We start from the raw sequence: 20709 nt of genomic DNA on the forward strand, positions 1-20709 counted from the left end.
CCGTGGTAGGGCGTAAACGTTCCATTCATACAAAGCCATCAATTCCTCGACAACGAGGATGAAAGGGAGACATTACGTGTTTGACGTAAATCTCTTCGACGAGCTCCGCATCGGTCTGGCCACCGCAGACGATATTCGTCGCTGGTCCAAGGGCGAGGTCAAAAAGCCTGAGACCATTAACTACCGCACTCTGAAGCCGGAGAAGGACGGCCTCTTCTGTGAGCGCATCTTCGGCCCCACCCGTGACTGGGAGTGCGCTTGTGGTAAGTACAAGCGCGTCCGCTACAAGGGCATCATCTGTGAGCGCTGTGGCGTTGAGGTCACCAAGTCCAAGGTTCGCCGTGAGCGCATGGGCCACATTGAGCTGGCCGCTCCGGTAACCCACATCTGGTACTTCAAGGGCGTTCCTTCCCGCTTGGGCTACCTGCTGGACCTGGCTCCGAAGGATCTCGAGCGCATCATTTACTTCGCCGCCAATATCATCACCTCCGTGGATGAAGAGGCTCGCCACAACGATCAGTCCACCCTGGAAGCAGAAATGCTCCTGGAGAAGAAGGACGTTGAGGACGATACCGAGTCCGAGATCGCAGAGCGCGCCTCCAAGCTGGAGTCTGACCTGGCTGAGCTGGAAGCAGCCGGTGCCAAGGCCGATGCCCGTAAGAAGGTAAAGAACGCTGCCGATAAGGAAATGCAGCACATCCGCGAGCGTGGCGAGCGCGAAATCGCCCGCCTGGATGAAATCTGGAATACCTTCATCAAGCTGGCTCCAAAGCAGATGATCATCGATGAGACCATCTACGAAGAGCTGGTTGACCGCTACGAGGATTACTTCACCGGCGGCATGGGCGCAGAAGCCATCCAGACCCTGGTCCGCAACTTCGACCTCGAGGCTGAGGCCGAGGAGCTGCGCGAGATCATCAACAATGGCAAGGGCCAGAAGAAGATGCGTGCCCTCAAGCGCCTGAAGGTCGTTGCTGCCTTCCTGCGCTCCGGCAACGATCCGGCCGGCATGGTGTTGGATGCCATCCCGGTTATCCCGCCAGAGCTGCGCCCAATGGTGCAGCTGGACGGTGGCCGCTTTGCTACCTCCGACCTGAATGACCTCTACCGCCGCGTGATCAACCGCAATAACCGTTTGAAGCGCATGATCGATCTGGGCGCTCCAGAGATCATCGTGAACAACGAGAAGCGCATGCTGCAGGAGTCTGTGGACGCACTCTTCGATAACGGCCGCCGCGGCCGTCCGGTTACCGGCCCGGGCAACCGTCCGCTGAAGTCCCTGTCTGACTTGCTCAAGGGCAAGCAGGGCCGCTTCCGCCAGAACCTGCTGGGTAAGCGCGTGGACTACTCCGGCCGTTCCGTTATTATCGTTGGACCGCAGCTGAAGCTGCACGAGTGTGGGCTGCCGAAGCTCATGGCGCTCGAGCTATTCAAGCCGTTCGTCATGAAGCGCTTGGTAGAAAACGACTATGCCCAGAACATCAAGTCCGCCAAGCGCATGGTTGAGCGCCAGCGCCCAGAGGTGTGGGACGTTCTGGAGCAGGCCATTTCTGAGCACCCTGTGATGCTCAACCGTGCACCTACGCTGCACCGCCTGGGCATTCAGGCCTTCGAGCCGAAGCTGGTTGAGGGTAAGGCTATTCAGCTGCACCCGCTGGCTTGTGAGGCGTTCAACGCCGACTTCGACGGTGACCAGATGGCAGTCCACCTGCCGCTGTCCGCTGAGGCACAGGCTGAGGCCCGCGTCTTGATGCTGGCGTCCAATAACATTCTGTCCCCGGCATCCGGTAAGCCACTGGCTATGCCGCGTCTGGATATGGTTACCGGCCTGTACTACCTAACGATGGACAAGTCCGAGGACGAGATCGGTGGCAACGGCCGCTTCCGCGAGGCAGAAGAGGACAAGCCAGCAACCGGCGTTTACTCCTCCTACGCCGAGGCCCTCATGGCCTATGACCGCGGCACCGTTGGCCTGCAGGCCCCGATCAAGGTCCGCATCGATCACCTTCGCCCGCCGAAGGAGATCGAGGAGGAGCAGTTCCCAGATGGCTGGACCAAGGGCCAGGCATGGATGGGCTACACCACCATTGGCCGCGTCATGTTCAACGAGTTGTTGCCATGGAACTACCCGTACCTCGAGGGCATCATGGTCCGTAAGGGCGGCGGCTCTGGCAACAAGGTACTCATCGGTGACGTGGTCAATGACTTGGCCAATAAGTACCCGATGATCACCGTGGCTCAGGTGCTGGACAACATGAAGGATGCCGGCTTCTACTGGGCAACCCGTTCTGGCGTGACCATCACTATGTCTGACGTTCTGGTTCTGCCGAATAAGACCGAGATCCTCGAGTCTTATGAGAAGGAAGCAGAGCGCATCGAGCGTAAGTACTGGGAGCAGGGTGCTCTGACCGAGCGCGAGCGCTACGATCGCCTGGTTGAGCTGTGGAAGGACGCTACCGATACCGTCGGTGAGGCCGTCGAGAACATGTACCCTGACCACAACCCGATTCCGATGATTGTGAAGTCTGGTGCGGCCGGTAACATGCGTCAGATCTGGACGCTGGCCGGTATGAAGGGCATGGTTGTGAACTCGCACGGTGATTACATCACCCGTCCGATTAAGACCTCCTTCCGTGAAGGCCTGTCCGTGCTGGAGTACTTCAACAACTCCCACGGTTCCCGTAAGGGTCTGGCCGATACCGCGCTGCGTACCGCTGACTCCGGCTACCTCACCCGTCGTCTGGTGGACGTGGCCCAGGACGTCATCGTCCGCGAAGAGGACTGTGGCACCCGCCAGGGCGTTCGCGTCCCCATCGGCGAGGTTTCCGGCGACAAGGTGGTTCTCTCCGAGCTGTGGGAGACCTCCGCATCCGGCCGCGTTCTCGCGACCGATGTCAAGGACGCCAACGGGGAGGTCGTGGCCGAGGCCGGCTCCGACCTCACCGAGGAACTCACCCAGAAGCTGTTGGACTCCAAGGTTACTGAGGTCAAGGTTCGCTCCGTGCTGACCTGCCAGACCCCGGCTGGCGTGTGTGCCAAGTGCTACGGCAAGTCCATGGCTTCCGGCCAGCTGGTCGATATCGGCGAGGCCGTCGGCATCGTGGCGGCACAGTCCATTGGTGAGCCGGGTACCCAGCTGACCATGCGTACGTTCCACCAGGGTGGTGTCGGTGGCGATATTACCGGCGGTCTGCCGCGTGTTCAGGAGCTCTTCGAGGCCCGTAACCCGAAGAACCGCGCTCCTATCGCTTCCGTTGACGGCACCGTATCCCTGTCCGATGAGGGCAACTTCTGGACCCTGACCATCACCCCGGATGACGGTTCGGATGATGTGGTCTATGAGAAGCTCTCCAAGCGTCAGGGCCTGGCTCAGGTCCGTCGCCCGATGGAGTCCAACCCGGATGCGATGATCGAGCGTTCCCTCAAGGACGGCGACCACGTCGAGACCGGTGACCGCCTGATGCGCGGTGCGGCTGACCCGCACGACGTGCTCGAGGTCCTCGGCCGCCGTGGCGTGGAGCAGCACCTCATCAACGAGGTGCAGGCTGTGTACCGTACCCAGGGTGTGGCTATCCACGATAAGCACATCGAGATCATCATCCGCCAGATGCTGCGCCGCGGTACCGTCATTGATGCGGGTACTACGGACTTGTTGCCGGGTAACCTCATCGACCTTTCTGAAGCTAAGCAGCTCAATGCTGCTCAGGTTGCAGAAGGTGGCGAGCCGGCTCAGCTGCGCTCGGAGATCATGGGTATTACCAAGGCTTCCTTGGCTACCGAGTCCTGGCTGTCCGCTGCATCCTTCCAGGAGACCACTCGCGTGCTTACGGACGCCGCTATTAACAAGCGCTCCGATAAGCTCATCGGTCTCAAGGAGAACGTGATTATCGGTAAGCTCATCCCGGCCGGTACCGGTATTTCCCGCTACCGCAATATTTCCGTCAAGCCGACCGAGGCTGCGCGCAACGCTGCATACTCGATTCCGACTTACGGCGATTCCATCTATGGCGATGACGGCTTCGGTGAGTTCACCGGTGCCTCCGTGCCGCTGGATGAGGACTTCACTTTCTAGGGTGCAGCTGAATCTGCGTTAACGCGGGATATTGATGGCCCCGCCTTCCTGAATGACAGGAAGGCGGGGCTGTTTCCATGTTTAGGGTGTACCGCTAAACTGCTCTGCTAGTATGAATGCAGCTTTTGGCAAGGCGCCTTTAGGGGAGCGCTGCCTAAGTAGTTGAAAAATGCACACATCACGGGTGCTTGTCAGCTGCCATTGTGTAGCCGAGACTGGCTGAGATGCCGCCACATGCGCGGTGAACCGTAGAACCTGATCCGGATAATGCCGGCGAGAGGGAGGAAAATTATGTCTACTACAAGTGCGTCCGCTGCCCCGAAGCGCAGTTTGAATTGGCGCGTGGTCGATATCGTGGTTGCATCTGTTCTGGGTGTAGCTTGCGGCTTCGTATTCTTGGGTTGGAACGCAGTGGGCTATGCTTGGTTCCAAGCTATGGATGCTATTACCCCGGGCTTGGGCGGTATAGCCACCGGCATTTGGCTCATTGGTGGCGTGCTGGGTGGCCTTATCATCCGCAAGCCAGGTGCAGCTGTATACGTTGAGGTCCTAGCGGCCACTGTGTCCGCAGTGCTGGGTTCCCAGTGGGGCATTGAAACCCTGTATTCCGGCTTGGCACAAGGGCTAGGCGTGGAAATCATCCTGGCTATCTTCCTGTACCGCAGGTTTGGCTTTGGAGTTTCGGTATTAGCCGGCATGGCGGCTGGCTGGGGTGCTTTTATTCTCGAGCTATTCCTTTCCGGTAACTTGGCTCGCTCCTTCGAGTTCCAAATGATTTATTTGGTTACGCTGACTATCTCCGGTGCGCTCCTCGCCGGTGCTTTGGGCTTTTTCGTGGTGAAGGCGCTAGCGAAGACAGGCGCTTTGGATCGTTTCGCCGCAGGCCGCGAACAGCGCGCTTAGGGCGTATTGGCACTGTGACTGACTTTTCCACTCTGGCGGGAAGGCCCACAAAAATTACCGCCCGCGGTTTTGGCTGGACGCATTCCGGGCGCACCCAGCCAGCGTTAGCTGATATTGACCTGGTTATTGAACCGGGCGAGCGGGTATTGCTTTGCGGCGACTCTGGATCCGGAAAATCCACCTTCCTAGCTGCTATAGCCGGGGTACTGGGTTCCGATGAAGAGGGAACCCGCACCGGAGAGATCCTCTTGGAAGATTCCACTGGCGCAGTGGAAGAACCGGGACATTCCATTCCCGTAGGGCTGGTGTTGCAAGACCCAGATTCGCAGGTTATCTCAGCTCGGGTGGGAGACGATATTGCCTTCGGCTGCGAGAACCTAGCGTATCCGAGGGAAGAGATTTGGCGCCGCGTAGCCGCGGCCAAGGATCTGGTCGGCCCGTTCGTAGATTTGGATTTCCCCACCGAGCGCCTGTCTGGTGGGCAAAAGCAACGCCTTGCTTTAGCGGGGGTAATCGCTATGGGTGCCGGTGTGGTGCTGCTCGATGAACCCACTGCCAATCTTGACCCTGCCGGCGCACGCGATGTGGTTCGCGCCGTTTCTGCACTGGTAGAAGAGACTGGGGCTACCCTTGTGGTGGTAGAACACCAGCATACGGCATGGGAAGGATTGCTTGACCGTGCCGTGGAAATTGCGCATGGGCGCATCGTGGCCGATGGTCCCTTTGAGCAGATAGCACGACGCCGCCGTGTCGAAGAGCTCCCGCAGGCGCGCGAGTTGGGTGATGGCGCAGCTAGGGAAGGAGACGCTGCGCTCTGGAGCAAGGATTTGGTTACTCGCTTCGGCCCACCGCGCACGATTTCCCTGCCGGCGGGCGCTTCGACTGTGATTACAGGTCCTAATGGTGCAGGAAAATCGACATGGTTGATGACCATGGCGGGCTTGCTGCCGGCTATCTTCGGCGAGATCGGAGTGGCAGACTTTGTGCGCCGTGGGGTGAAAGGGCCACCGATTCGGTGGAAATCTCGTGAGTTGGCAGACCGCATTGGATTCGTATTCCAAAACCCGGAGCACCAGTTCGTTTCGCGCACCGTAGCGGAAGAGCTGCGCGTGGCACCAAAAGTCATGCGAGTAAAACCCCCGGAAGAGCGCATAGACCAATTGGTGGATTCCCTGCGCCTGGAGCACCTTTTGGAGGCTAATCCCTTCACGCTTTCTGGAGGCGAGAAGCGCCGCCTTTCGGTAGCTACTGCGTTGGTAACGTCACCTGAGGTAGTACTTCTTGACGAGCCTACTTTTGGACAGGACCCGCAGACCTTTGTGGAGCTGGTGCGCTTGCTACGCGAGCTAGCCGATGGTGGCACCACCGTTGCCTCCATTACTCACGATCCTTTGTTTATCCAGGCTTTAGGGGATCATCATGTGGAGGTGGAGGGTGCCTAACCTTTTACACGGAGCCAATCCGCTTACCCGAGTGTTTATGATGTTTATCTGGGTCACTCCCATTTTGGCGTCCATTGACTGGGTTTCGGCAGCGGTATCGTTAGTGCTTACTCTGAGTTTCGCCCCGTTATGCGGGGTATCGTGGGCGCGAGTCTTTAAGGCCGGATGGTTCCTCTTCTTGGTCGCCCCGATTTCCGGCATTTCCATGCTGCTTTATGGTGAGCCCAGCGGCACCGAATACTTCCACTGGTGGCTTATTCATGTCACCGAAAATTCCCTTAGCCTGGCCATTGCTATTACGTTGCGCGTCTTTGCCGTAGCTTTGCCCATGGTGGTGCTCGCCCGTGATATCGACCCTACGGAGCTGGGTGATGCTCTCTCGCAGATCTTGAAGCTGCCTTCGCGTTTTGTCATTGGTGCAGTGGCCGGTGTGCGCATGATGACGCTTTTTCAATCTGATTGGCAGTCGCTGGGGATGGCGCGCAGGGCGAGGGGGCTGACGGACGTCGGCAAGCTGAAGCATCTGCTTACTATGTCCTTCGGGCTATTGGTCATCGCGCTGCGCCGCGGTGGCAAATTGGCCACGGCTATGGAGGCGCGCGGATTTGGGCGCACCCCACCCGGAGGAGGGGCACGCACGTGGGCGCGTTCCTCCCGGCTGCACGCCCGCGATGGGTGGATTATGGCCATAGGTACTGTCCTCGCTTTTGTACCGGTGGTAGTTTCGGTACTCACTGGGGCCTGGAGATTCTTCGGCCTATAAACCGCGAAAGCAGTGATTGAGCGACCATGGACTTTGATAGCCAACAAGAGCGCCTTCTAGAGGACGTCGTCAAGCTGGCGGCAGCCAGAAAGCGTGCCTTTAAGCCAGTGACCGTGCTTATCGACGGCCCTTCGGGTGCCGGAAAAACCTGGACTTCCGCCGCGCTGGCCGAGCGCACCAACTGGCGCGTGGTACACCTCGATGAGTTCTACCCCGGCTGGCACGGCCTGGACAAGGGCTCTGACATGGTGGCAGAACAGGTATTGCGCACCATGAATCCCGGCTATTGGCGCTGGGATTGGGAGGCGGACAGCCCTGGAGACTGGGCTAGCCTCGACGTGCGCGATGATCTCATCGTGGAAGGGGTGGGCTCCGTAACCCCGGCCAATATCGCAGCCGCAAAGGAGAGGGGAACGGTAGTTAGCGTGCTTATCGACGGCCCCCGGGACCAACGCCGCGAACGCGCCATCGCCCGCGAGCCCGACTACGAGCAGTGGTTTGAAACCTGGGAAGCACAGGAAAAGGACTACTTTGCCACCAAGGCTGCTGAGGCTGATTTAGTTTGGGAATGGTCCTAGCAGGAAGAAGGTGCCGATCGCGTTTTGTATAAAGCGTAATCGGTTTGCTAGTCTAAACGGCAGTTCACTATGCGTGCCTTGCTGGCGCGCGGTGAAGAGTCTGATCCTTAACAAGGCACCGACCTTGGGAAGAGTTCTGGACATGCGGCAGCGCCCCGGGAAAGAGCGCCCATTTTTGCATGTTTGGTTTTTCCTTCGGTATTGGTGCAATTCGACAGAAAGACTGTTAAATGCCAACTATTCAGCAGCTGGTCCGCAAGGGCCGCCACGATAAGCGTAAAGAGGTTTCCACCGCTGCGCTGAAGGGTTCCCCGCAGCGTCGCGGTGTATGCACCCGCGTGTACACCACCACTCCTAAGAAGCCGAACTCCGCACTGCGTAAGGTTGCTCGTGTTCGCCTGACCACCGGTATTGAGGTTTCCGCCTACATTCCGGGCGAGGGCCACAACCTGCAGGAGCACTCCATGGTCCTCGTTCGCGGCGGCCGTGTGAAGGACCTTCCTGGTGTTCGTTACAAGATTATCCGCGGCGCTCTGGATACCCAGGGTGTCAAGGACCGTAAGCAGGCACGTTCCCGTTACGGCGCAAAGAAGGGACAGTAATAAACAATGCGTAAGAATGCTGCTCCGAAGCGTCCTGTAGTCAAGGACCCGGTATACAACTCCGAGCAGGTAACCATGCTCGTCAACAAGATTCTCCAGGACGGCAAGAAGTCCACCGCAGAGCGTATCGTCTACGGCGCTCTCGAGGCTTGCCGCGAGAAGACCGGTACCGATCCGGTTGGCACCCTGGAGAAGGCACTGGGCAATATCCGCCCAGACCTTGAGGTTCGCTCCCGCCGTGTCGGTGGCGCTACCTACCAGGTGCCGGTTGAGGTTCGCCCTGACCGTGCAAACACCCTGGCACTGCGCTGGATGGTGACCTTCACCCGCCAGCGTCGCGAGAACTCCATGATTGAGCGTCTCGCAAACGAGATTCTGGATGCCTCCAACGGCCTCGGCGCTTCCGTTAAGCGTCGTGAGGATACTCACAAGATGGCTGAGGCTAACCGCGCCTTCGCTCACTACCGCTGGTAATTTCAGCACTCATTTCAATGGCCCAAGCAACGAGAAGAAAGTTTCGCGCTGGCTGCCGGCAGGTTTTCTCCGGCGGCGACACAAAACTACATATCTCTTGCTTGGGTCATTTTTTGCCCTAATGGGTGTGATTTCTGGGCGGTATGCCCGCCCGGTCCAGCGGCATCGTGGAGTGTCCAGTACACTGAAGCGATGGAAGTCTAGGGGCATGCGTGCACCTAGGACGGCCAATAGTGGCAAAAATTAAAAGACCTTATCCATGCAGGCGTCATAGCCAGAAACCTGGTCACGGCGTCGACGACTATTAAGTTGGGGTATAAACGTGGCACAAGAAGTGCTTAAGGATCTGAACAAGGTCCGCAACATCGGCATCATGGCCCACATCGATGCTGGTAAGACGACGACCACCGAGCGTATTCTCTTCTACACCGGTATCAACCGTAAGGTGGGCGAGACCCACGACGGTGCGTCCACTACTGACTGGATGGAGCAGGAGAAGGAACGCGGCATCACCATTACCTCCGCTGCCGTGACCTGCTTCTGGAATAACAACCAGATCAACATCATTGACACCCCGGGTCACGTTGACTTCACCGTTGAGGTTGAGCGTTCCCTGCGTGTTCTTGACGGCGCCGTCGCAGTCTTCGACGGTAAGGAAGGCGTTGAGCCGCAGTCCGAGCAGGTGTGGCGTCAGGCTGCTAAGTACGATGTTCCGCGTATCTGCTTCGTTAACAAGATGGACAAGCTGGGCGCTGACTTCTACTTCACCGTTCAGACCATCATTGACCGCTTGGGCGCTAAGCCGCTGGTTATGCAGCTGCCTATCGGCGCTGAGGATGACTTCGACGGCGTTGTCGACCTGCTGAATATGCAGGCAATCACCTGGCGTGGCAAGGTCGAGACCGGCGCTGAGCCTACCTACGAGGAAATCCCAGAGGACCTCAAGGACAAGGCGGAAGAATACCGCGAGAAGCTGGTTGAGACCGTTGCTGAGTCCGACGAAGAGCTCATGGAGAAGTACTTCGGCGGCGAGGAGCTGACCATTGACGAGCTCAAGGCCGGCATCCGTAAGCTCACCATCAACTCCGAGGTCTACCCGGTTTACTGCGGTACCGCCTACCGCAACAAGGGCGTGCAGCCACTGCTCGACGCTGTGGTTGACTTCCTGCCAAGCCCGCTGGACGTCGGCGAGGTTATCGGCCACGAGGTAGGAAACGAGGACAAGGAGCTTACCCGTAAGCCTTCCGTTGAGTCCCCGTTCTCCGCACTGGCATTCAAGATTGCTGCTCACCCGTTCTTTGGCCAGCTCACCTTCACCCGCGTCTACTCCGGCCAGGTCACCCCGGGTACCGAGGTTATGAACTCCACCAAGGGCAAGAAGGAGCGCATCGGTAAGCTCTTCCAGATGCACGCCAACAAGGAAAACCCTGTTGAGCAGGCAGACGCCGGTAACATTTATGCTGTTATCGGTCTGAAAGAGACCACCACCGGTGACACCCTGTGTGACAAGGATAACCAGATCATCCTCGAGTCCATGGACTTCCCGGATCCGGTTATCAAGGTTTCCATCGAGCCGAAGACCAAGGCTGACCAGGAGAAGCTGGGTACCGCTATCCAGAAGCTCGCAGCTGAGGACCCAACCTTCACCGTCGAGCTGGATGAGGAGACCGGCCAGACCGTTATCGGCGGCATGGGCGAGCTCCACCTCGACGTTCTTGTTGACCGCATGAAGCGCGAGTTCAAGGTTGAGGCGAACATCGGTAACCCGCAGGTTGCTTACCGTGAGACCATCCGTAAGAAGGTTGAGTCCATGGAGTATACCCACAAGAAGCAAACCGGTGGTTCCGGTCAGTTCGCAAAGGTTATCTGCACCATCGAGCCGTACAACCCGGACCCAGAGACCTTGGAAGAGGGCGAGTCCGCAACTTACGCATTCGAGAATGCCGTCACCGGTGGCCGCGTTCCGAAGGAATACATTCCTTCCGTTGACGCTGGTATCCAGGACGCAATGCAGTACGGCTACCTGGCAGGCTTCCCGATGGTTAACATCAAGGCCACCCTGGAAGACGGCGCTTACCACGACGTCGACTCCTCCGAGATGGCCTTCAAGCTGGCCGGCTCCCAGGTCTTCAAGGAAGCAATGGCCAAGGCAAAGCCAGTTCTGCTGGAGCCGATGATGGCCGTTGAGGTTGTCACCCCTGAGGAGTACATGGGCACCGTTAACGGTGACATCTCCTCCCGTCGTGGCCAGGTCTTCGCTATGGAGGACCGTTCCGGCGCGAAGGTCGTTAAGGCTAAGGTGCCGCTGTCCGAGATGTTCGGTTACATCGGTGACCTGCGTTCTTCCACCGCTGGCCGCGCAAACTTCACCATGGTCTTCGATTCCTACGCAGAGGTTCCATCCTCCGTTGCACAGGAGATCATCGAGGAGCGCACCGGCAGCGCTAACTAAGCAGTAGCCCCGCTCCACCCGCGGTTTGTCCGGGCTGGTAATCTTCGCCAGTAGATGCCAGACCCGCCGCGGAGCGGGACAACTGGGCCAGGGTAGCGGCGGGCTGAGTTTGCAGCTTAACCATTTAGGTTGTGAATTGAGCCGGCCGTTACCCTCCCAGGATCCTTTTTAGAAGATTCTTGTCGAGGGAAATGGCCGCGATATTTCGCGGGGTTACCTCCTATAACGGCGGTTTGAAAAAACCGTGGCATAAATCTAGGATCGTGTAACTGGCACGTAAAGAAAGCGTCATTAGCGCTTTGCCCCACATACTGTGGGTCGGGTGCCAATGACAACTGTCAACCACGTGGCTGCGAAGGTCGTAGCCACCATATAGTCCAGGAGGACATACAGTGGCAAAGGAGAAGTTCGAGCGTACGAAGCCGCATGTGAACATCGGCACCATCGGACACGTCGACCACGGCAAGACCACCACCACCGCAGCGATCACCAAGGTTCTGGCTGACCAGTACCCTGAGGAGAACCAGGCATTCGCGTTCGATATGATCGACAAAGCTCCTGAGGAGAAGGAGCGCGGTATTACCATCAACATCTCCCACGTTGAGTACTCCACCCCGAAGCGCCACTACGCACACGTTGACGCTCCGGGCCACGCCGACTACATCAAGAACATGATTACCGGCGCTGCTCAGATGGACGGCGCTATCCTGGTTGTTGCTGCAACCGATGGCCCGATGCCGCAGACCCGCGAGCACGTTCTGCTTGCTCGCCAGGTTGGCGTTCCTTACATCCTCGTTGCACTGAACAAGTGCGATATGGTTGATGATGAGGAAATCATCGAGCTCGTTGAGATGGAGATCCGTGAGCTGCTCGCAGAGCAGGACTACGATGAGGAAGCTCCTATCGTTCACATCTCCGCTCTGAAGGCTCTCGAGGGCGATGACAAGTGGGTACAGTCCGTCGTTGAACTGATGGAAGCCTGCGATAACGCTATCCCGGATCCGGAGCGCGCTACCGACCAGCCGTTCCTGATGCCTATCGAGGACATCTTCACCATTACCGGCCGCGGCACCGTTGTTACCGGCCGTGTTGAGCGTGGCCGTCTGAACGTCAACGAGGACGTTGAGATCATCGGTATCCAGGAGAAGTCCCAGACCACCACCGTTACCGGTATCGAGATGTTCCGCAAGATGATGGACTACACCGAGGCTGGCGACAACTGTGGTCTGCTTCTGCGTGGTACCAAGCGTGAGGACGTTGAGCGTGGCCAGGTTGTTATCAAGCCGGGCGCTTACACCCCGCACACCAAGTTCGAGGGTTCCGTCTACGTCCTGAAGAAGGAAGAGGGCGGCCGCCACACCCCGTTCATGAACAACTACCGTCCGCAGTTCTACTTCCGTACCACGGACGTTACCGGTGTTGTTCACCTGCCAGAGGGCACCGAGATGGTTATGCCTGGCGACAACGTTGAGATGTCCGTTGAGCTCATCCAGCCGGTCGCTATGGACGAGGGCCTGCGCTTCGCTATCCGCGAAGGCTCCCGCACCGTCGGCGCTGGCCGCGTTACCAAGGTTATCGACTAGTCGATACCCAGTAACCGCTCAGTAGGGCTATAAAAAATCCGCTTCACTTTCGGTGGGGCGGATTTTTTGACCTTAACCCACTTTCTCCGCGATGCACGAGCGTCGGCAATAGCCGTTGCTGCCTTGGCCGGGCGGTGCTGGCCTATAAAAGAGGCCTCCCGCTGCATCCTGTTTGATTGATGCTGCGGGAGGCTTCAGCGCATTGCGCTTTTAGGCGTGCAGGGAGTTGCTACTTTTCCCAGCCGATGTCTTCCTTGGGGAGGATGGCGAAGCCGTTGGCACCGTAGTTGGCCAGGCCCTTCTTTACGCCGACCATTTGCGGACCGTTGGCGAAGGGGAGGATACCGTAGTGGCCGAAGGCCTCCGATTCGAGCTCATTCACGCGGTCGATTTGTTCGTCCTGGGAAGGAAGCTTCTGCAGCTCTTCAATCTTCTTATCAAATTCCTTGGTGCCAGTGCTGGACATATTTAGTGTGGAATCGCTGGCGTAGTACTGGCCAAAGTAGGCGACTCCAAATGGATCGGAGGAAGCAATGGCGGACAGGAAGAGATCGAAGTCTCGCTCAGAGGTTACCTTCGAGAACTCAGCAGAAGGGCGCTCTTCAATCTTGAGGTCAACGCCGACGTCCTTGAGCATCTTTTGAAGTGCGGCGGCAAGGGACTTGGATACCTCATCGTCGCCGATGAGGATATAGCGCAGGGATAGTTTTTCGCCGTCTTTAGCAAAGATTCCGTCATCACCTTGTTGATATCCGGCATCCTCGAGCAGCTTCTTGGATTGCTCGGGGTCGAACTTGATGACGTCCTTGATATTGTCCTTGTAGCCCTCCTGGGTGGAGTAGAGGGTAAGCGAGCCCGGCATCTCTTCTTCATAGCCCAGGCCGTTATAGCGGATCTCGGCCAGCTGATCGCGGTCGATGGCGGAGAAGACGGCGTGGCGCACATCCTCATCCTTGAGCTGTGGCGCCTTGGAATTGAGGGTGAGGATGACATTGGCAGGGCGCAATGCTGCGCGGATATCGATGTCCTCGCCCATTTCACTGGCAATGGTGAGGCTGTTCTTATCGGCCACGCCAGCCGCGTCAATTTCCCCGGCTTGGAAGGCGTTAATGGTGGCCTGGGATTCCATGACGCGGAAGCTTGCCTTCTTGAGTTTCGGCTTATCGCCCCACCACTTCTCATTTGGCACGAGGGTGAGGGTCCCACCCTTGAAGTCCACGTTGTCTACCTTGAATGGGCCGGCGCCGTACTGCGGGTTCAGTTTGCCCAGGTAGGCCTTGTCAAACTTCTCTGGGCTATCAATAGCGGGGTGGAGGGCGGAATCAAGCGGTGGATGCGCCACGCTTGAATAGTTCGTTAAGTATTTCACGTGGGGTTGCGCCGCCGAGGATTTGTCGGGGTGTTTCGTTGAGCTCATTTTGCACCCACGCGACATGTTCGGGTGTGACGGTGGCAAAGTCGGTGCCCTTTTTGTAGAACCTGCGCCTGATCTCGCCGTTGGTGTTCTCGTTGGTTGGTCTCTGCCACGGTGAGTGCGGTTCACAGAAAAACACCTGGCAGCCGTCTTTAATCTGGACTTGTGCTGTGACAGCCATTTCTGCGCCTTGGTCCCATGTGATGGTCTTTAGCTGCTCGGTGTTGAGGTCTTTGACCATGTCCTGCAGGGTTGCGACCACGGTGTGTGAACTGTGCTCATCGGGAAGGTGTCCAAGCAGGGTGTAACGGCTGGTGCGCTCTACTAGGGTAATCAGCGCGCTTTTGCCACCTTTACCAATAACAAGGTCGCCCTCCCAGTGCCCGGGAATAGCCCTGTCATCAGCTTCCGGGCTGCGGTGGGTGATCTCAGCACCTTTGATCCAAGGGCGACCGGTTAACACGCCAGCGTTTCGGGCACGACGCTTGCGTGTTGAGCCGCCGCGGATAAGTACGTCTTTAGTCTTCATGACTTCTTCAAGCTCGGCTCGCAGGCTGCCTTTGCCTTGAATGTATAAGGCACTGTAGATCGCTTCGTGGGAAATACGCATGCTTTCATCATCGCTGAAAGCATGCTCAAGCCATGCACTAATGCGCCCAGGTGACCACCTGCGGGCAAGGCAATCGACTACTACACCCCGAAGCGTTGGGCTTTCATCGAGCTTGCGTAGTTTTGGCCGCACCATCCGACCAGCAGTAGAAACAGCAGCGTTGTGGGCGTTATACCGCAGCTGCTCTGTGCCGTCCTCATCGACGATCTTCCAACCATTACGGGTGATTTCACGAGCGACGACACTGTGGTGCCTATTTATTTTCTGCGCGATGGCTCGTGCCGAATCACCGACACGACATCCCGCTTCAATAGCAACACGGTCTTCAACAGTAAGCCTGCGACCACGCCCTACTAAGGCGTGTTTGTCGAATACGCCGCTAGGAAATCCATCAACGGCTTGAGTTTTCATCGGTGCTGGTATAACAGAATCTTTACCCAGCTTCTTGCCTGTATCTGGCAAAGACACCACCGCCTCATCAGGCGTTCGACGATGTCGCTGCCGGCGTAACTTCGCATACCGCTGCTTCCTTATCCACCCATACACGGTAGAAGGATGCATACCGATAGCATCAGCCACTGTCTGACAGCTCTCACCAGCAAGCACTCGCTCCACGGCCTGGGCACGTTTATCAGGTGACAAGTGGGCGCGTCTAGGCCGCACTTCGATTACACCAGCTTTCTTTAACCTGCTGTGAAGCAAGCCAGTCGATATTCCAACAGTCTGTGCTGCTTGACTGATCGACATACCTGCACGCACCAACCCAACAGCCTCACGGACAAACGGATCACGCAAACGACTCGCACGCCTGCCTGGAGGTTCGACACCTCTTACCCTCAACCAACCGTAAACCGATTCGGGGCCTACACCCACATCACGCGCGACCAGGCTAACTGCCTCGCCTGCCACCACGCGCTCAACAGCAGCATCCTTAACATCCTTCGGAGTCCAACGCGTCACAACTACCTCCCGGTCGAAGTGGCGCATTCACCCCTTGACAGCACGCCCTGCCACAACATCCAGGAGTCCAATTGTTTCATGCCGATTTAGAGCACTACTTAGCCATTGTTGAGCGGGTTTATGTTGCGGTGCAGCGGAGTGGAAGGCATAAACGAGAATGTTGACATCAGGAATGATCATCGAGTACCGCCCACACAGCTTCTTTGTTGCTGAGATCAACTAGAGCCGGTCCGCCGCAATCGAAGGAGGGCAGGTTAACGGGGGTGTCTTCGGTACTGATGCGGGCTTCCTTCTTGAGGGCAGCGCGGACCGCCTCTTCGACGTATGAGCTCAAAGTGACATTGTTGGCTTTGGCTTGGACCTTCGTTTCTTCAAGGAGTTTCGGCGGGAGGTTTATCGTCGTGCGCATACCTTTAGGGTAGAAAGCATCAAGTCATCATTCAAGAGGTGCAATGATGTATCTGCCTTCAGGAAGCCGTGAAAGGTTGACTGGTGTCTTAATTCAGTGCGAGCGTCAGGATCAGTACTCCGATGGAGAATGCGAGCATGCCTAAGCAGTTGATCCAGAATGCGCTACCGAGGAAGTGGGCGCGGACATGGGCTGCTGCGGCCGCGCAGAAATAGGCGATGACTCCAATCATGGCTGTGATTCCTACGCCGGGGAACCAGAGGCCGGCAATGAGTCCTACGGCGGCGAGGCACTTGATGACAATGAGCGCCCACCACCAGTCCTTGGGGAGTTTGACGCCGCTGAGGCAGGCTTCGATGAAGGGGACTGGTTTGAGGGAGAGGGCGGCGTCGCCAAGCAGAATGGCTGCTAGTAGAAGGGAGGGCCAGGCTGGGGAAGATTCTAGGATCATTGGGTTACTCCGAATGCGGTGTTGAGGCGTTCGATCGATGAGGCGGCTTGGGATGTGAGGTGCTCGGTGTCGTAGATTCCGGCGGCCCAGCCGATGAGTAAGCCGAGGTAGACGTTGTACAGCAGGTCGGCGTACTCGGCCGCATCGGCGCTGCTGAGCCTGGTGCCGAGTCGCAGGGTGATTTCATCGGTCAGGAGCGTTTTGAGTGCGGTGAGCGCTTCGCCTTGATTGCCTTGTTGGATGAGTGCTGCGCCAAAGGCGCGGGAGAGCTCTTCGTGGCCGGTAAACATCTGGAGGAAAGGTCTCAGGACATCGAGAAGGCTATCGGATTGTCCCCGGATGTCATCGTGGAGTTCTGAAATGTGTTGGCCAATGGTGCGGATGAGCAGCGTTTGTTTGTCGCCGACTCCCATGACGGTTCCCACGCTAACGCCAGCTTCGGATGCGATAGTCCGGATGCTGGTGGTGGCGTAGCCCTGAGTGAGGAAGAGTTCGTAGGCGGTGGCTAGGACCTTGCTGACGGTGCCAGCTTTGGCGGCCGAGCGCGATGAGTGAACGTGTTCAGTGAACATGTTCAAAAGGGTAGCTCTTGATGGTTTCGAGGTCAATGACGCCGAAGTGTTGACAGTTGGCGCTAGGCCAGCGTGGGGAAGACGCGGTCGCGCAGCAGGTGTGCAAGCTCGCGGTCGGGGGCTGCTGGGTTGACCCAGGCGGTGTCGCCGATTTCGGCGGCGGCATGGGGTTCGTCGGCGGTGACGGTGCGGGTGTAGGTGAAGATGGTGCCGACGACGACCTCGCCCGGTTCGTTGGCGGCGGGAGCGTCGAAGGTGCCGAGTTTGTTGAGGCTCTCGGCGTCGAGGGTGAGGCCTACTTCTTCGGCAACTTCGCGCAGGGCGGCGTCGACAAGCGCCTCGCCCGCCTCGGGCTTGCCGCCGGGCAGTTGGTACTTGGTGGAGGACTTCTTGCGCACGGTAAGCACGTGGCCTTGTGGGTTGCGGATGACGACGGCTGCTACTTCAATCATGGCTGCTGATTGTAGGCGGCCTAGAGCAGCGGCAGGAGCACGAGGGCGAGATTGAGTGCGATGACCAGCGCGGCAAGCGTCCAGCCCACGGCCATAGACCAGGGTTTCGCGGCGAACTCACCCATGACGTCCCGGGAGCCGGCATAGCGGAAAAGCGGGATGATGGCGAAGGGGATGCCCAGGGAAAGAAGTGCCTGGCTGACCACCAGTGCCATAGTGGGGTCGACCCCGCAGCCGATGATGACCAGCGCCGGGATGAGCGTGACCAGGCGGCGGACTAGTAGGGGGACCTTGATGTGAAGCAGGCCGTCCATGATTTCGGAGCCGGCGTAGGCGCCCACTGACGTCGAGGCGAGGCCGCTGGCCAGCAGGCCGATGGCGAAGAGAACGCCGGCCAGCGGGCCGAGGTGGCTGGCAATCGCCGTGTGGGCCCCGGAGATGGTCTCTGTGCCGTCCACGCCGTAGAGGGCCGAGCCCGCCAGGACCAGCAGGCCCACGTTGACGAGCCCGGCGATGGACAGCGCCACGGCGATGTCCGCGCGGGTGCCGGCCAGCACGTGGGGGATTTCCAGGTCGGGGTAGCGCTGCTTGGTCAGGGAGGAGTGTAGGTAAATGGCGTGCGGCATGACGGTGGCGCCCAACATGGAGGCGGCCAGCAGGATGCTGTCCTTGCCCTCTAGGTGGGGGATGAGGCCGCCGGCCACGTCGGCGGGGTCGGGCGGGGCGATGGCGAGGCCGGCAAGGAAGCCGATGCAGATGACCAGGAGCAGGCCGATGACAAGCCCCTCGAACCACTGGTTCTTCTTCTGGAAGATGAGGAGAATGATGGAGACCGCGCCGATGATGAGCGCGCCCGCGAACAGGGGGAGGTTGAAGAGGAGTTGCAGGGCAATGGCGCCGCCGATGACTTCGGCGAGGTCGGTGGCCGCGGCGATGAGCTCGGCCTGGGCCCACATGCCTAGGCGCGCGCGGCGGGAGAGACGCTCGCCCATGATTTCCGGCAGGGAGCGGTGGGTGACTAGGCCCAGTTTGGCGGAGTGGTACTGGATGAACATGGCCATGAGGTTGGCCACGACGAGTACCCACACCAGGAGGTAGCCGTAGTGGGAGCCGGCGCTGATGTTGGCGGCTACGTTGCCGGGGTCGACGTAAGCCACTGCAGCAACGAAGGCGGGGCCGGTGAGGCTGATTAAGGTCTTACGCATAGGCATCTCCATACCAAAAGTTCAACTACTTGAAGTCTAGTTTTCATCGCCATATGTTCAAGCCAGGGGGCGGAATCAAGCGGTGGATGCGCCACGCTTGAATAGTTCGTTAAGTATTTCACGTGGGGTTGCGCCGCCGAGGATTTGTCGGGGTGTTTCGTTGAGCTCATTTTGCACCCACGCGACATGTTCGGGTGTGACGGTGGCAAAGTCGGTGCCCTTTTTGTAGAACCTGCGCCTGATCTCGCCGTTGGTGTTCTCGTTGGTTGGTCTCTGCCACGGTGAGTGCGGTTCACAGAAAAACACCTGGCAGCCGTCTTTAATCTGGACTTGTGCTGTGACAGCCATTTCTGCGCCTTGGTCCCATGTGATGGTCTTTAGCTGCTCGGTGTTGAGGTCTTTGACCATGTCCTGCAGGGTTGCGACCACGGTGTGTGAACTGTGCTCATCGGGAAGGTGTCCAAGCAGGGTGTAACGGCTGGTGCGCTCTACTAGGGTAATCAGCGCGCTTTTGCCACCTTTACCAATAACAAGGTCGCCCTCCCAGTGCCCGGGAATAGCCCTGTCATCAGCTTCCGGGCTGCGGTGGGTGATCTCAGCACCTTTGATCCAAGGGCGACCGGTTAACACGCCAGCGTTTCGGGCACGACGCTTGCGTGTTGAGCCGCCGCGGATAAGTACGTCTTTAGTCTTCATGACTTCTTCAAGCTCGGCTCGCAGGCTGCCTTTGCCTTGAATGTATAAGGCACTGTAGATCGCTTCGTGGGAAATACGCATGCTTTCATCATCGCTGAAAGCATGCTCAAGCCATGCACTAATGCGCCCAGGTGACCACCTGCGGGCAAGGCAATCGACTACTACACCCCGAAGCGTTGGGCTTTCATCGAGCTTGCGTAGTTTTGGCCGCACCATCCGACCAGCAGTAGAAACAGCAGCGTTGTGGGCGTTATACCGCAGCTGCTCTGTGCCGTCCTCATCGACGATCTTCCAACCATTACGGGTGATTTCACGAGCGACGACACTGTGGTGCCTATTTATTTTCTGCGCGATGGCTCGTGCCGAATCACCGACACGACATCCCGCTTCAATAGCAACACGGTCTTCAACAGTAAGCCTGCGACCACGCCCTACTAAGGCGTGTTTGTCGAATACGCCGCTAGGAAATCCATCAACGGCTTGAGTTTTCATCGGTGCTGGTATAACAGAATCTTTACCCAGCTTCTTGCCTGTATCTGGCAAAGACACCACCGCCTCATCAGGCGTTCGACGATGTCGCTGCCGGCGTAACTTCGCATACCGCTGCTTCCTTATCCACCCATACACGGTAGAAGGATGCATACCGATAGCATCAGCCACTGTCTGACAGCTCTCACCAGCAAGCACTCGCTCCACGGCCTGGGCACGTTTATCAGGTGACAAGTGGGCGCGTCTAGGCCGCACTTCGATTACACCAGCTTTCTTTAACCTGCTGTGAAGCAAGCCAGTCGATATTCCAACAGTCTGTGCTGCTTGACTGATCGACATACCTGCACGCACCAACCCAACAGCCTCACGGACAAACGGATCACGCAAACGACTCGCACGCCTGCCTGGAGGTTCGACACCTCTTACCCTCAACCAACCGTAAACCGATTCGGGGCCTACACCCACATCACGCGCGACCAGGCTAACTGCCTCGCCTGCCACCACGCGCTCAACAGCAGCATCCTTAACATCCTTCGGAGTCCAACGCGTCACAACTACCTCCCGGTCGAAGTGGCGCATTCA

15 protein-coding genes, 4 pseudogenes and 1 riboswitch are annotated in these 20709 nt (G+C 58.1%); of the genes and pseudogenes, 9 read left to right on the top strand and 10 right to left on the bottom strand.

Going from position 1 to position 20709, the window contains the following annotated elements:
* Positions 1–76: 76 nt before the first annotated feature.
* From ACLI1M_RS01815 to tuf, 9 genes are all read left to right on the top strand, one after another.
* Positions 77–4072 (top strand): DNA-directed RNA polymerase subunit beta', encoded by a 3996-nt coding sequence (locus tag ACLI1M_RS01815; protein WP_200288280.1) that lies wholly within the window; start codon positions 77–79, stop codon positions 4070–4072.
* Positions 4073–4242: 170 nt separating this feature from the next.
* A riboswitch (TPP riboswitch) is annotated at positions 4243–4373 on the top strand.
* A complete protein-coding gene (locus ACLI1M_RS01820) occupies positions 4364–4975 on the top strand; it encodes an ECF transporter S component (protein WP_248099156.1) in 612 nt (203 codons plus the stop codon). Its footprint overlaps the riboswitch before it by 10 nt.
* A gap of 14 nt (positions 4976–4989) precedes the next feature.
* Entirely contained in the window at positions 4990–6417 is a 1428-nt protein-coding gene (locus ACLI1M_RS01825; RefSeq protein WP_248099155.1) for an ABC transporter ATP-binding protein, read from the top strand.
* A complete protein-coding gene (locus ACLI1M_RS01830) occupies positions 6410–7180 on the top strand; it encodes an energy-coupling factor transporter transmembrane component T family protein (RefSeq protein WP_248099154.1) in 771 nt (256 codons plus the stop codon). The genes ACLI1M_RS01825 and ACLI1M_RS01830 overlap by 8 nt, the downstream gene beginning before the upstream one ends.
* A 26-nt stretch (positions 7181–7206) precedes the next feature.
* Complete coding sequence (locus tag ACLI1M_RS01835; RefSeq protein WP_023027806.1) at positions 7207–7758, top strand: hypothetical protein; 552 nt, start codon at positions 7207–7209, stop codon at positions 7756–7758.
* A gap of 230 nt (positions 7759–7988) precedes the next feature.
* Positions 7989–8360, top strand: coding sequence for a 30S ribosomal protein S12 (rpsL, locus tag ACLI1M_RS01840; RefSeq protein ID WP_005322866.1), 372 nt, complete (start codon positions 7989–7991; stop codon positions 8358–8360).
* A gap of 6 nt (positions 8361–8366) precedes the next feature.
* On the top strand, positions 8367–8834 hold the full coding sequence (gene rpsG, locus ACLI1M_RS01845) for a 30S ribosomal protein S7 (RefSeq protein WP_005322865.1): 468 nt from the start codon (positions 8367–8369) through the stop codon (positions 8832–8834).
* 322 nt (positions 8835–9156) lie between these two features.
* Positions 9157–11286, top strand: coding sequence for an elongation factor G (gene fusA / locus ACLI1M_RS01850; protein WP_023020537.1), 2130 nt, complete (start codon positions 9157–9159; stop codon positions 11284–11286).
* 392 nt (positions 11287–11678) lie between these two features.
* Complete coding sequence (tuf, locus tag ACLI1M_RS01855; protein ID WP_023020538.1) at positions 11679–12869, top strand: elongation factor Tu; 1191 nt, start codon at positions 11679–11681, stop codon at positions 12867–12869.
* 229 nt (positions 12870–13098) lie between these two features.
* Here tuf and ACLI1M_RS01860 read toward each other — a convergent pair whose 3' ends face one another.
* The 10 genes and pseudogenes from ACLI1M_RS01860 to ACLI1M_RS01905 form a co-directional block, all read right to left on the bottom strand.
* Positions 13099–14211, bottom strand: coding sequence for an ABC transporter family substrate-binding protein (locus ACLI1M_RS01860; RefSeq protein WP_248099153.1), 1113 nt, complete (start codon positions 14209–14211; stop codon positions 13099–13101).
* A pseudogene (locus tag ACLI1M_RS01865) lies at positions 14192–15411 on the bottom strand (IS30-like element IS1513 family transposase). The gene ACLI1M_RS01860 and the pseudogene ACLI1M_RS01865 overlap by 20 nt, the downstream one beginning before the upstream one ends.
* A gap of 19 nt (positions 15412–15430) precedes the next feature.
* Positions 15431–15880, bottom strand: a pseudogene (locus ACLI1M_RS01870) (helix-turn-helix domain-containing protein); the annotation flags it as partial.
* 139 nt (positions 15881–16019) lie between these two features.
* Positions 16020–16262, bottom strand: coding sequence for a CopG family transcriptional regulator (locus ACLI1M_RS01875; RefSeq protein WP_005292604.1), 243 nt, complete (start codon positions 16260–16262; stop codon positions 16020–16022).
* Between the two features lie 88 nt (positions 16263–16350).
* The gene (locus ACLI1M_RS01880) at positions 16351–16713 is read right to left on the bottom strand and encodes a DoxX family protein (protein ID WP_005292602.1); all 363 of its coding nucleotides are present in this window, start codon (positions 16711–16713) and stop codon (positions 16351–16353) included.
* The gene (locus ACLI1M_RS01885) at positions 16710–17285 is read right to left on the bottom strand and encodes a TetR/AcrR family transcriptional regulator (RefSeq protein ID WP_005292598.1); all 576 of its coding nucleotides are present in this window, start codon (positions 17283–17285) and stop codon (positions 16710–16712) included. Before ACLI1M_RS01885 ends, ACLI1M_RS01880 begins: the two co-directional genes overlap by 4 nt.
* A gap of 62 nt (positions 17286–17347) precedes the next feature.
* Complete coding sequence (locus ACLI1M_RS01890; protein WP_005292595.1) at positions 17348–17737, bottom strand: NUDIX hydrolase; 390 nt, start codon at positions 17735–17737, stop codon at positions 17348–17350.
* 20 nt (positions 17738–17757) lie between these two features.
* Entirely contained in the window at positions 17758–18942 is a 1185-nt protein-coding gene (locus ACLI1M_RS01895) for an Nramp family divalent metal transporter (RefSeq protein ID WP_248100434.1), read from the bottom strand.
* A 75-nt stretch (positions 18943–19017) separates the two neighbouring features.
* Positions 19018–20237 (bottom strand): annotated as a pseudogene (locus ACLI1M_RS01900) (IS30-like element IS1513 family transposase).
* 19 nt (positions 20238–20256) lie between these two features.
* Positions 20257–20706: pseudogene (locus ACLI1M_RS01905) on the bottom strand (helix-turn-helix domain-containing protein); the annotation flags it as partial.
* Positions 20707–20709 lie beyond the last annotated feature (3 nt).

This window comes from Corynebacterium sp. LaCa54 (genome assembly GCF_046717495.1).
In the GTDB taxonomy this organism is placed as follows: domain Bacteria; phylum Actinomycetota; class Actinomycetes; order Mycobacteriales; family Mycobacteriaceae; genus Corynebacterium; species Corynebacterium kefirresidentii.